Below are 11,994 nucleotides of genomic sequence, written 5' to 3' on the forward strand. Positions count from 1 at the left end.
TGATGGTGACTTCGCGCTCAGTTTGCACCTTCAACATACTTCTGCCACATTTGTTCGTAAGCGTTTTCCATTTCACGGGTAAATTGTTTGGCATTCCACAATGGAGCGGTTTGCCTCGACTTTCTCAATTTCCAGGATATTTCCTGCCGTAATTTTTCATCTTTCCCTAATCTAATTCCCCACTCCACATATTCTTCATCACTCCAAGCAATACCTTCAGTGATGCCAGCATTCATCATCATGGTGTAGCTGTTGCGTGCTGCGAATTGTTCTCCCACTCTTGTTACCATTGGGATGCACATCCACAAAGTTTCTAACGTTGTTGTTGCACCATTATAGGGGTAAGTATCCAAAACAATATCTGCAATACTTAAATTAGCTCTGTGAATTTCTTCTAGAGCAACTTCTTCTATAGGAATGAGGCGATCGCTACTAATACCTTCTGACTCAGCAACATCTATCAGCAATTCTGATAAAACGTCTGAGTCACCAAATTTTTTAAACAAGAAGTAACTATTGGGAACTTCTTTGAGGATTTTCATTTGCAGTCTGGCAGTATCGGGGTTAAATTTATAACCTCTCTGAGCAGTAAAATAAATCACTGCATCATTAGGAATACCTAAATCTTGTCGTTTCAGACTAGGTATGTTTACTTCAAAACCATCCACCGCAACATAAGTTTGAGGTAGTCGCCAAATTTTATGGGGGTAATAATCTTGAGCATTTTCTGGCAAAACATAAGGATCGGCAATATAGTAATCAATAGTTGGTATTCCTGAAGCATCCCAACCTAACCATGTTGCTTGAATAGGTGCTGCTTTCATTGCCATAATTGAACAACTATTAGTTAATGTTGTACTATCTAGATCGATTAAAATATCAATTTCATCTTCATAAATATCTTCTGCTACTTCTGTACTGACAATACCGTAAACATGAGCTTTAGTTGCTTGATTAATATACCACTGTTGCAGAGAATCGTTGCGGTTTTCTGCTCCTTGTAAATAGGCATAAATTTCAAATTTTTCTCGATTATGATATGTAAATAGCCATCGAGCAATCCATCCGACAGAATGTCTTCTTAAACAATGGGATAAATAGCCGATTTTTAGAGTTTTTTTTGTTGAATTTATCTGTTTTTGTCGAGATAGTTTCTGACGATATTTATTAATTTGTTGAGAATTTGCTTTTTCTAAATTTTGTTGACAAAGCTCTGCTACTTGACTGCGAATTTTAATGTTTTTTTCAGCGCAATCTCTGGTATAGGGGAAGAAAAAACTAGAACTATACAAACGTGTTGCTGCTCCGGCAAGTTTTTCTGGAGCTTCTGCAACGAGGGATTTTAATAAGTTTTCTTGGTGTTCAACTGCTTGTTTAACTTTTTGGTCACATCCTTTTAATGCTATGAGGGAGCGACAAACTTGATGATAATCTATAACTTTTTCAAATATTTTTTTTGATAAGGCGTAACTTTTTTCTGCGTACTCAAGACCTAGAGAATATTCTGTTAATTCTGTGCTGAATTGCGCCATAGTTCTCAATACTTCCTGATTTTCTGGCACAACATTCAACAATATTTCTGTATATTTTCTGGCGACTCCTAATTCTGCAAAGGAGTAAGCAATTTGATATATGGGTGGTATTAAACAACTAACAAGTGCTGGTTTATCTTCTATTTTTTGAACAGCAACTGATACAAATTCTATAGATGATAAATTTATCGGGTCGTATATTAAGAGTTTGTTCAGTAGATGTAGTAATAAATCTTGGTCAAGCTCCTCTATTTTGCTATTTTCTAGTTGGGTAATAATTTCATATTCAGTCAATTGCTCTGCTGTATAATTTTCCAGAGCAATAGACAAATAAATTAAATGTAATAAATTATTAATATCAGTGGGGTGAATTTCCCGAATATGTTGTCTTATTGCCCAAGCTACAGAATAATCTTCTGTTGTTGCTTGTCTATTTGCTTCGGTTGCTAATACCTTTATTAATTCTTCTGTCCACAACTCAACCTCTTCTGCTTCTCCATCTGCCATACCTAACAGCCAAGTTGTTTGTGCTTCCTCTTCTTTTCCTTGCAGTAGTAAAATTAAACCCAAGTGCCAGTAGTTTGATTTATGATTGGGGTCAGTATTTATTGCTTGTTCATATAAAGTTGCAGCTTTTGCATAATTTCCTTCTCTTAAACAAGCATCAGCTTCTTGTTGGCAAGATGTTACATTGCTGGAGCTATCGTTGGGAAGCATAGTACAAAATTCAATTTGATTTTAATACAAAATTAGGTAGCACTGAATGTACTACCTATTTTTAAATTTACAGTTTTTTTAGTTATACAAAGCCTGATTAGAGGGTAAACTAGAACCCAAATCCTGCTAATTTCAGTATTGATTACAGAGACTTCTTAAAACCCGCAGTAGCATCACAATCTGTTTCAGCTCCAGGAGCGGTAGGGTTCGCAGCAGGATCAACTGATACAGGTAGAGCTGAATCATCATCACTTTCACAAAGAACTGTTTGAGAAGTTAAAGCATTATCAGCATCTGTTAAATATACTAAACCTGCATAGTATTTCAAACCCTTTGCCGCGTTTAACGTCCAAGCATTTGCTCCACCATTAGCAGATTTATTTTCGTTTATATCATAGGTATAGTTACCCGTAGCAGTTTTGATACCTAAACCCAGCTTTCCTATTTCCTTTACATCTGTGATAAAGTCACCATTCTCTGCATAATAAGCTTGCTGACCCTTGTTAATAGAAGCGATATACTGCTTCGCTTCCGACTGCTTCGCTTTGTTAGCTTGGTTTAAGAAAGAAGGCAACGCAATAGCAGACAAAATACCGATAATAATGATAACCACCAACAATTCAATCAGAGTGAAACCCTCTTCCTTTCTCTTCTTAGCAACGTGCTGTAAGAACTTAGCCTTAAATTCAGTTTTCATGTTTTCTCCTATAAAAATTGGACAAATAAAATTTATCTCCTGAATCTAACTTACCCACCTTGCCAAAAATTCATATCATTCCCCAGGAAATTTTTTTTTCAGAGATATCTCAAGAGGTAATTATTATAATGTCCCAACAGTAGGGGCGGGTTCTGCTGCAAATTATTGGCCTCTACCTAAAATCAGATAAACTATTTTTCCTATTCTTGTCCAAAATAAATTCGATCCCCCCTTAGTCCCCCCTTAAGAAGGGGGGAAACTTAAAGCCCCCCTTAGTCCCTCCTTAAAAAGGGGGGAAATTCAAAGCCCCCCTTATCAAGGGGGGTTGGGGGGATCTAACGTTCCAAAACCATAACTGAGATAATACATTAGGGGCTAAAGCCAAACTACAAACAAAGACTTAAAGCGATCGCTTTTTTCTCCTAACTAGGTCTCACCATCACCCCTACTTTCAAACCCAAAGATTCTAGTAATGTCCGCAAAAGATTAAATTCTATTTCACCCGTTTCTTTAAGTTTTTCGTCAAATCTTGCAAGGTTGTCATAAACATCATCAGAAACAAAATTAAATCCTCTTCTGGCTTCTATCACATTAGAGAAAGCTTTTTTTATCATTTTCGGATCGCTTTCTTTTAACACAACCTCAAGATAAACTGCTGCTTCTGAAGGTTCTTTTAAAGATTGAATTAATTCGGTATGATAACTGATACTCTTATGCATTGTCACGACTCCTTTGAAGAAGGAGACAGGAGACAGGAGACAGGAGACAGGAGGAAAATTACATGGGGATTCTCACCCCAAGTAATTTTGAACACCGTGTAGACGGTGGGGTATTAAACCCACAAAGAAAATGATAATCTTGCCAATAGTTTTGAAGCTCAATGGTGCGTTACGACGGATTGTTCAATACCTTTCATTGTGAGTGATTAATGCAGTCTAACGCACCCTACTGGATCTAATTAGGCTCGTAGTAGTAGATATCTAGACTAAAATTGTGGGTAAAAAAACCTAACCCCCCAACCCCCTTCCCTACCAGGGAAGGGGGAGAAGACTTCCCCCCTCTCCTTGCAGGAGAGGGGTCGGGGGAGAGGTCTTCATTGACTCAAATTTACCCACATTTTAAAGCTAGACAAGCTACTACTAACGTTCCAAAAGCACATACAGAAATGGGTCTAAAGTATCCAATAATTCCTTAACCTCCTCCCAACACCTATCCTTGCTCACCGCTTCTAAAGTAATCGGGTCTAATGGTCTAATCTTGACCAACCGTTCTACCAAAGATTCAATAGTACAAACCCCATCCCACAGAGGGAGCAGACAAACAGCCATACTACTATCTATATGAATAGGTGATAAGGTGGGCAACTTCACATAATTACTAATTTCAAAAGGTTTATGGTTATTGATACAGTTAATTAAATCCTCCCTAGCTTGAGAATTTTGCAACTGAGGATGGAGTTGTACTTTGGCCTTTTGCCAGTCAGAGTCTGTCCATTCGGAAACTGGCACAAAAGATTGACTTTGTTGGGGATGACCACACCAAAAATCTAGCAAACGGTGCATCGGTTGTAAAAGTTCAAATAAATGCAGTCGTTCCTCAACAGAAATTTCTGGTAAACTCATGCCTAAAAAAGCTGGCAATTCATCCTCACTTTTAAACAAATCCAAAATTTCCCACTGTCGCCATTTCACCATACTAATAAATTCTAAATCCGCACTTTTTAAAGCAGCAAAAATTTCCGGGATAGTATAACCTTTATCTCCCAGTAATAAATAATTACTCAGTATCCATTCTTCATTTTTTGCCCTTTCCGGCTTCCAAACTTGCCGTTTAAGAGTAATTGAATCTTTCAAAGCATCCAAAGTTTCTCGTGCTAGTTCCATTTCCATTTCTCCAGGATTTTCATTCATTAATCCCATCATTTGAAAAACTTCTTGCACCTTAAAATAGTTATGGCGTTGGAGAGAACTATGGAGATTTGTTCTAATAATTCCATCAGGTTTTAAAACAGATTTCATTCCCTGCAAACCAGCAACTATATCCGGCAATAAATACAGAACTTCATCACAATTAATATAGTCAAACTCTAAACCTAAACTTGGCAATTCTTCTATAAGCAAAACATGAAATTCGGCATTATCAAAACCATGATATTGGAGACGTTGACGAGCTAATTCTACAGATTTTTCCGAAATATCAATACCGACTATTTTTGCTCCTGGATTTGCTTCTGCTAAAACTAAAGCTTTATAACCACTGCCACATCCCGCATCTAAAATAACCTTATTTTCAGTTCCTATAACTTTTTGATTTCTCAGATAATATGGTGTGACTAAATTATGAATAAAAAGTGATTCATAGTCATCCTTAGGAGATTTTTCAACAGGTATTCTGGGATAAGTTACAAAATCAAATTGTTGACGAATTTTTGCTTGTAGTTCTGATTCTTGATAGTTCATAATTGTTTGATTGGTAGTGCTGAGTTAGAAGAATAGTTAGGGATTGCTGATTAAATATAAAAGCATTGACATATAAATACTTTAGCCTTTTTGGGAACGAAAAAAGTGCCCCTGTTTCAGTCTAAAACACTCAAAAAGTTAGTATTTTAGGCACATAGTTGGGCAGAAAAATCATTCTTACAAAACGCCCGCTCCTACTTCCTCGCTCCCGATCCATTTCTCCTGTATCCAGTATAGCTGTCTCCTGTCTCCTACCCCTACTAAAATACTTTTTCAGCAAACCCTAGTTATTCATATCTATCCCCCTAAATCCCCCTGAGAAAGGGGGACTTAATAGTTATAAATGTTTATCTGAAAATAGGGGGACTTGAAAATAAAAAGCTTACTTAATTAAACTGAAAATTGTATAGTTATAATTTAACTAAATGTTGATTGAGATAGTGGCTACACAAAATCAAGTCAAAATTTATCATTTTCTTTGTGGGTTTAATACCCCACCGTCTACACGGTGTTCAAAATTACTTGGGGTGAGAATCCCCATGTAATTTTCCTCCTGTCTCCTGTCTCCTGTCTCCTGTCTCCTTCTTCAACGGGCGGTTTGGAGAGCAAATCTCTACAGAGTATTAGGAAAAGTTCCCCCATTTTTAAGGCGGTTAGGGGGGATTTAATTCTACATTTTGCAAAATATTTAATCCTTAATTATAACATCTTGACATCCTCCCCGGCCTAAAGGCACAGGGATTCCTACCGAGCCATAGCTCCTCGGCGGGTTGACGTTTCACTGACTTCTGCTACCTTAACGGTAGTCTTATGTTTGCCTCCACGTCCGTTTTTTGTCTCGGACTGCCCGCCCGCGACTAATATATTTCTTGCTGCGTTTTCGTCTCTATCATGTTTACTGCCACAGTTTAGACACTCCCACTCCCGAACTGAAAGGTCTAACTTTCCACCTTTAAAACCACAACATGAACACTTTTGTGATGTTGGTTCCCACCTGCTAATTATTCTAAAATCACGACCGTATTTTTCTGCTTTTCCTTCTAGGAATGTTCGGAAAGTTCGCCATCCTAAATCAGAAATAGCTCTGGATAATTTACGGTTTTTAAGCATTCCAGAAACATTTAAGTCTTCTAAAACAATTGTTTGGTTTTCACGAATTATTTTAGTAGATAGTTTATGAAGAAAATCTGTCCTTGTATCTTTCAGTTTGCCATTAAATTTTGCAACTCTTAGCCTGGCTTTTTCATGTCGTTTAGAGCCTCTAGTTTTATGAGATAATGACTTACTTAATTTTCGATACTTCTTAATGCGTTTCTTGAGCGGTTTTGGTGCGTCAACTTTTTCTCCATTACTCAAAGTAGCAAAAGTTTTGATTCCTAAATCTATACCTACTGAATTATCAATTTGAGGCAACTCTTCTGGCTGTATTTCTACTACAAAACTAAGAAAGTATCTATGAGCTGAATCTTTAATTACTGTTGCTGATGATGGAGTAGCAGGCAGATCTCTTGACCAAACTATTTTCAGCTTTCCAATCTTGGCTAAATAAACTTTGTCCTGACCAACTTTAAACCCTCCTTTCGTAAACCTAGCCGTTTGCTTCGATTTCCTTTTTTTAAATTTAGGAGGTTTAACAGGTTTACCTTTTCTATGGCCTTGAGTTGATTGAAAAAAGTTTTGATAAGCCTGGTTTAAATCATTCAAAGATTGCTGCAATGGTATAGCAGAAACCTCTGATAGCCATTCTCTATGTTCAGTCTTTTTAGCTTGAGTGATAAACTGTTTTTGTAGTTCAGAATTAGTCGGTTTCTTCTCTCTTTGAGCGTGCTTTTCTTTGCAGCAAGCTAGGCTATCATTCCAAACTACGCGAACACAACCAAATAGTTGCGCTAACTTGGTCTGCTGATATTTAGTTGGGTATATTCTATACTTGTATCTAGCCCTCATCTTAAATTTATTTTTGGTCTGTATAGTATAACTATAGCATAGTTGAATTTGGTATGCAATATGTTAAGACAAGAAAGACATAGTATCTCAGACTTAAAAGTACATTTGGTATGTGTGACTAAATATCGGAAAAGTGTATTTACAGCAGAAGGATTAGAATTAATCAAGGATTCGTTTGAGACTGTAGCTAAGAAGATGAACTTCAATATATTAGAGTTTAATGGGGAAGCCGATCATGTTCATGCAGCTATTGAATACCCACCTAAATTGTCTATATCTCAAATAGTCAATCATCTTAAAGGTGTTTCTAGTAGATTATATGGAGCAGCAGGATATGAAAAACCCCACAAAACTGCGCTTTGGAGTCCTTCATATTTTGTGGCTTCAGTTGGAGGCGCACCACTTGAAACTCTGAAAAAGTACATTCAAGGAGGAAAGTCCCCCTTTTAGGGGGAGGCTTTAAACCCAATTTTCTGGTAATATGAATAATAAAATAATCTTCATTCTCAAAGTCCTAATTCTCTCTGCTGGACTTTCCCTCTCGATCAAATATGCTGGCCCCTATCTTTCCATTTCCTCCACAGCAACCAATGCCATCATTGCTGTACTCACACCTCCAATAGTTGTAGGGATATTATTGGGATGGCGACTTTGGGGACAAGTTCAGAATGTGGAATAAAGGGTAAAGAAAGTGGGTTTTTTAGGTAATTTCAGAGAAATTTGAGAAAAGTAAGAAAACTTGATGACTAGATTCCTTTATGACCAATTTGCTAAACAATATTTAGAAGAATTACTATCAATTATTGGCGAAGTAAAAGCACCCCGTGAAGTGCGGGGAGAAGCTAGGCAAATAGATGTCTGGTTTTCACCACAACCACAACTTCAAGGAAACCTAAAAGTATTAGGATTATTAGGTCGTTTTGCCACAACAACTGCTTTATTTGAACCTTACCGAAATCCTGTAACCCCTAATGAAATTTGTAGTTGTTTGCTGAAATTACTGGAAGTTAGGGGAGAATTTCAAAGAGAAGCGAACCGCAATAATAGCCGTATTTATGAAGATGATTATCCGAAATTATCATTTTCTTTGTGGGTTTAATACCCCACCGTCAACGGTCGTGTTCACGCATTACTTGGGGGAGCGAATCCCCATGTAATTTTCCTCCTGTCTCCTGTCTCCTGTCTCCTGTCTCCTACCCCTACTAAAATACTTTTTCAGCAAACCCTAATTACCTCTTCTTTTCAAGGAGAGGATTGACTAATCATGAAAATTTTTTCTCTCTTGGTCGATGGTCGGACAGCGAGGAGACCCGTTCTTACAGACCCGCTCCGAAGTACGCCATCCCACCCTTCAGGAAGCTCCGAAGAGAGAACTCCGTTCCGCTGTCGCGAACGACCGCTTGTTTCTCCTTTAAAGGAGAGGATTTTTACCTTAATTATTCGGTAATAATCTCACAAATGATAGATTTGTCTGCTGTAGATTTAGCCAGATTAATAGTAGATTTATCTAATTTATCTCCTACAGAAATTTTGGCGAGATTTAAACCAGAAAATTGAAAGTTTTAGACAGCTCTAAATTAACCTATCACCTCTAGTAAAAAACTATGTTTTACCTAATAAGTATTGAAACTTTTTGGGAGTAGGGGTGTAGCGGAGTCGGGAATGAGGAGAGGTCAAATCAATAAATTTTATGATAATAGTTAATCATATTTAAAGGATTTGTCATTGTTTCTTTGTCTACTTCATTCCACTAGCTCATCTGACCATCAACGTTTGCTCTAGTTATGGGTAAAGTATAGACTAAAAAATGGGATATTTTTGTTTGATGAAGGCAGCTAATTCATAAGCGATCGCTGCTCATTTCTTCTGTTTTAACCAAGCTAATATCAAGGTGTAAATTGTAATTAAATATTACACAAATTCAAGATAGAATACATTAACCTATATACTTAAAATCCATACTTTAATTATAATTCTTGTGAATCTAGGTAATTGGGTTGGACTATTCGCCATCCTCGCTTCCATATATATATTGTGGCAGATCCGTCAATTATTACTGCTAGTATTTACCGCAGTGGTAATTGCTACTACTCTCAATAAACTAGCTAGATGGCTACAACGTTTCAGCATAAATAGATCCCTAGCTGTATTAATATCGGTCAGTCTATTTATACTAATAATTGTGACTTTTTTCTGGGTAATTGTTCCACCTTTAGCGGAGCAGTTTCAACAGCTAATAACTATTGTTCCCTTGGGTATTAATAAATTAAATGATTGGTTGAATATACTCAAAGAACAATTACCTATTCAACTTAGAGAGCAATTACCAAACATTGATATTAATGAAGTTGTTACTCAACTACAACCTATATTTAATCAACTAATTAATAATGCTGGAGAGTTCGTTGGTAATACTTTCGGAATATTTCTGAGCTTACTACTAATTCTAGTTTTAACCATAATGATGTTGGTAAATCCTAGTGCCTACCGTCAAGCATTTATACAATTATTTCCCAATTTTTACCGACAACGAGTAAACCTAATTTTAAACCATTGTGAAATAGCATTAGGAGGGTGGGTAATTGGCACTTTAATTAATATGAGTGTAATTGCTTTACTAAGTTTTATTGGTCTATCTATATTGCAGCTCCCTCTGGCTTCAGCTCAAGCTATTTTGGCAGGGTTACTAACTTTAATACCGAATATTGGACCGACTCTTAGTGTAATTCCACCGATGGCGATCGCTTTGATAGATTCTCCTTTAAAATCTGGTTTAGTTTTGTTGATTTACATTCTGATTCAACAAATTGAGGGTAATATTTTGACTCCTTATGTGATAGCGAAACAAGTTTCTTTGTTGCCTGCTATGACATTAATTTCCCAAGTATTTTTTGCTAGCTTTTTTGGATTTTCAGGACTTTTACTCGCTTTACCTTTAACAATTATTGCTCAAGTCTGGATTCAAGAGTTATTAATTAAAGATATTCTTGATAATTGGCAAATTGAAAATTTTTCATATGAAAGAAATCCTGTAGATACTATCCCTGAATATTCTGAGGTTGAGCGTAACGAGGTAGAAGATAAAATTGATTCTGAAGTAGAGCAAATAGAATATCAAAGTACAGAAGATTTACCTAAATCTAGTTCAGAAGAAGAAATTTAATAGGCAAGGATTCAGGAATCAGATGTGAGAATTGAGGTGTTCCTTTAAATTATAGAATATAGCAGTTATCTTATTCATATATATTCGTTTTTTTTCTTCCCTGTTCCCTGTTCCCTGTTCCCTGTTCCCTGTTCCCTAAAAGTCTCCAATATCTCACAACTAAAATCATATTGCTAATATGAGAACAATTGCTGAAATTAACGACAAAATTATCAACAAAAAAGCCGTTGTATCTACAGTAACAGAAGTAAAAACTAGAGTTGCTGAAACCAGTGTTACCCAAGTAGCAAAAGAAGTTGATGTAATTACCACTGGGACTTTTGAGCCAATGGAGTGCTCTGGAGCTATGATTAATCTAGGACATACTGACCCACCAATTAAAATTCGCTCCTGCTGGTTAGATGGTATCCCTGCTTATTCGGGCTTTGGGGCTGTGGATTTATATCTTGGCGCCACTCAAATACCTGAAGATAGTGAAGAATCTAAAGAAAGAGGTGGTGGTCATGTAATTGAAGACCTAATTGCAGGTAAACCTGTCCATCTTAGAGCCATTGGTCAAGTAACAGATTGTTATCCCAGAGCTACCTTTGAAACGACAATTACCCGTGAAACAATTAACCAGTTTTATTTATTCAATCCACGAAATCTATATCAAAATTTTATAGTTGGTGTAAACGGTGGCGATCGCCCTCTATTTACCTATCTTGGGCCTCTGATGCCAAATTTAGGTAATGCAGTTTATTCTAATACTGGTGCTATTTCTCCACTATTCAACGATCCAGATTTACAAGTAATTGGTATTGGTACTCGTATATTTTTGGGCGGTGGTATTGGATATATAACTTGGGAAGGTACTCAACACTTTCCTTTACAAAAACGTTTACCTAATCGTACTCCCATTGGACCTGCTGCGACTTTGGCCTTGATTGGAGATGGGAAACAAATGCAATCTAAATGGGTGCGTGGTTGCTATTTCAAAAATCATGGTCCCTCAATTATGTTGGGTGTAGGCATTCCTCTGCCTGTTTTGAATGAGAAAGTAGTGACTAACTGTACTATTCAAGACCAAGATATTGTTGCACCAGTAGTAGATTTTTCCATTCCACGTCGGGTACGTCCAACTTTTGGTTTAGTTAGCTATGCTCAACTCAAGTCTGGTCGTATAAAAATAGAGGGCAAACTTGTCAGAAGTGCCCCTCTTGCCAGTATTTTCCTTTCTAATCAAATTGCTTTAGAGTTAAAACAGTGGATTGAAGCGGGAGAATTTACTCTAACTGAATCAGTTGCTCCAATTCCTATGGATAGAACTTTTTTGCCATTTCTAGAAAGTTAATTTTGAATCAGAGTTAGGGGAGTTTCGACTTAGTTAACAATTTGCGCAATTTATCGACATAATACGATAGTTCTCACAGGCAAGTAGTAACGAGGGTGACGCTTTGTATCTTCTGCACTAATCCCTGCTTCAGCATTTCTGGGGTG

General features: G+C 36.9%; 11 protein-coding genes. 5 read left to right on the plus strand and 6 right to left on the minus strand.

Annotation, left to right across the window (positions count from 1 at the left end; all coding sequences use genetic code 11):
• Positions 1-17 precede the first annotated feature (17 nt).
• The 6 genes from F6K06_RS19140 to F6K06_RS19165 form a co-directional block, all read right to left on the minus strand.
• Positions 18-2,249, minus strand: coding sequence for an O-linked N-acetylglucosamine transferase, SPINDLY family protein (locus F6K06_RS19140; protein ID WP_287242778.1), 2,232 nt, complete (start codon positions 2,247-2,249; stop codon positions 18-20).
• Positions 2,250-2,391: 142 nt separating this feature from the next.
• Positions 2,392-2,946, minus strand: coding sequence for a type IV pilin-like G/H family protein (locus F6K06_RS19145; RefSeq protein WP_287242779.1), 555 nt, complete (start codon positions 2,944-2,946; stop codon positions 2,392-2,394).
• 422 nt (positions 2,947-3,368) lie between these two features.
• Positions 3,369-3,665, minus strand: coding sequence for a DNA-binding protein (locus F6K06_RS19150; RefSeq protein ID WP_124145854.1), 297 nt, complete (start codon positions 3,663-3,665; stop codon positions 3,369-3,371).
• Positions 3,666-4,085: 420 nt separating this feature from the next.
• A complete protein-coding gene (locus tag F6K06_RS19155) occupies positions 4,086-5,405 on the minus strand; it encodes a class I SAM-dependent methyltransferase (RefSeq protein ID WP_287242781.1) in 1,320 nt (439 codons plus the stop codon).
• A 130-nt stretch (positions 5,406-5,535) separates the two neighbouring features.
• Positions 5,536-5,685 (minus strand): hypothetical protein, encoded by a 150-nt coding sequence (locus F6K06_RS19160; protein ID WP_287242782.1) that lies wholly within the window; start codon positions 5,683-5,685, stop codon positions 5,536-5,538.
• Between the two features lie 464 nt (positions 5,686-6,149).
• A complete protein-coding gene (locus tag F6K06_RS19165) occupies positions 6,150-7,352 on the minus strand; it encodes an RNA-guided endonuclease TnpB family protein (RefSeq protein WP_124154967.1) in 1,203 nt (400 codons plus the stop codon).
• Between the two features lie 60 nt (positions 7,353-7,412).
• On the opposite strand from F6K06_RS19165, the gene tnpA reads away from it, so the two are divergent.
• The 5 genes from tnpA to F6K06_RS19190 all read left to right on the plus strand — a co-directional run bounded on the left by tnpA (position 7,413) and on the right by F6K06_RS19190 (position 11,848).
• Positions 7,413-7,802 (plus strand): IS200/IS605 family transposase, encoded by a 390-nt coding sequence (gene tnpA / locus F6K06_RS19170; RefSeq protein ID WP_124154966.1) that lies wholly within the window; start codon positions 7,413-7,415, stop codon positions 7,800-7,802.
• A 31-nt stretch (positions 7,803-7,833) separates the two neighbouring features.
• Positions 7,834-8,031 (plus strand): hypothetical protein, encoded by a 198-nt coding sequence (locus F6K06_RS19175; RefSeq protein WP_124154965.1) that lies wholly within the window; start codon positions 7,834-7,836, stop codon positions 8,029-8,031.
• A gap of 63 nt (positions 8,032-8,094) precedes the next feature.
• Positions 8,095-8,451: a hypothetical protein gene (locus tag F6K06_RS19180; protein WP_192901285.1), complete on the plus strand. Its 357-nt coding sequence runs from the start codon at positions 8,095-8,097 to the stop codon at positions 8,449-8,451.
• Between the two features lie 879 nt (positions 8,452-9,330).
• Positions 9,331-10,515 carry an AI-2E family transporter gene (locus tag F6K06_RS19185; protein WP_124154964.1) on the plus strand — a complete coding sequence of 395 codons (1,185 nt, stop codon included), beginning with the start codon at positions 9,331-9,333 and terminating at the stop codon, positions 10,513-10,515.
• A 178-nt stretch (positions 10,516-10,693) separates the two neighbouring features.
• The gene (locus F6K06_RS19190; RefSeq protein ID WP_124154963.1) at positions 10,694-11,848 is read left to right on the plus strand and encodes a homocysteine biosynthesis protein; all 1,155 of its coding nucleotides are present in this window, start codon (positions 10,694-10,696) and stop codon (positions 11,846-11,848) included.
• The last annotated feature ends 146 nt before the right edge of the window (positions 11,849-11,994 follow it).

It is taken from the genome of Okeania sp. SIO1H4, assembly GCF_010672695.1.
Classification (GTDB): Bacteria; Cyanobacteriota; Cyanobacteriia; order Cyanobacteriales; family Microcoleaceae; genus Okeania; species Okeania hirsuta.

Bases quoted from the DNA above. Each gene is read 5' to 3' on its own strand.
- F6K06_RS19150 (WP_124145854.1), bottom strand. From the start codon at position 3,665: ATGCATAAGAGTATCAGTTATCATACCGAATTAATTCAATCTTTAAAA.
- F6K06_RS19190 (WP_124154963.1), top strand. From the start codon at position 10,694: ATGAGAACAATTGCTGAAATTAACGACAAAATTATCAACAAAAAAGCC.
- F6K06_RS19140 (WP_287242778.1), bottom strand. From the start codon at position 2,249: ATGCTTCCCAACGATAGCTCCAGCAATGTAACATCTTGCCAACAAGAA.
- F6K06_RS19175 (WP_124154965.1), top strand. From the start codon at position 7,834: ATGAATAATAAAATAATCTTCATTCTCAAAGTCCTAATTCTCTCTGCT.
- F6K06_RS19145 (WP_287242779.1), bottom strand. From the start codon at position 2,946: ATGAAAACTGAATTTAAGGCTAAGTTCTTACAGCACGTTGCTAAGAAG.
- F6K06_RS19180 (WP_192901285.1), top strand. From the start codon at position 8,095: ATGACTAGATTCCTTTATGACCAATTTGCTAAACAATATTTAGAAGAA.
- tnpA (WP_124154966.1), top strand. From the start codon at position 7,413: ATGTTAAGACAAGAAAGACATAGTATCTCAGACTTAAAAGTACATTTG.
- F6K06_RS19155 (WP_287242781.1), bottom strand. From the start codon at position 5,405: ATGAACTATCAAGAATCAGAACTACAAGCAAAAATTCGTCAACAATTT.
- F6K06_RS19165 (WP_124154967.1), bottom strand. From the start codon at position 7,352: ATGAGGGCTAGATACAAGTATAGAATATACCCAACTAAATATCAGCAG.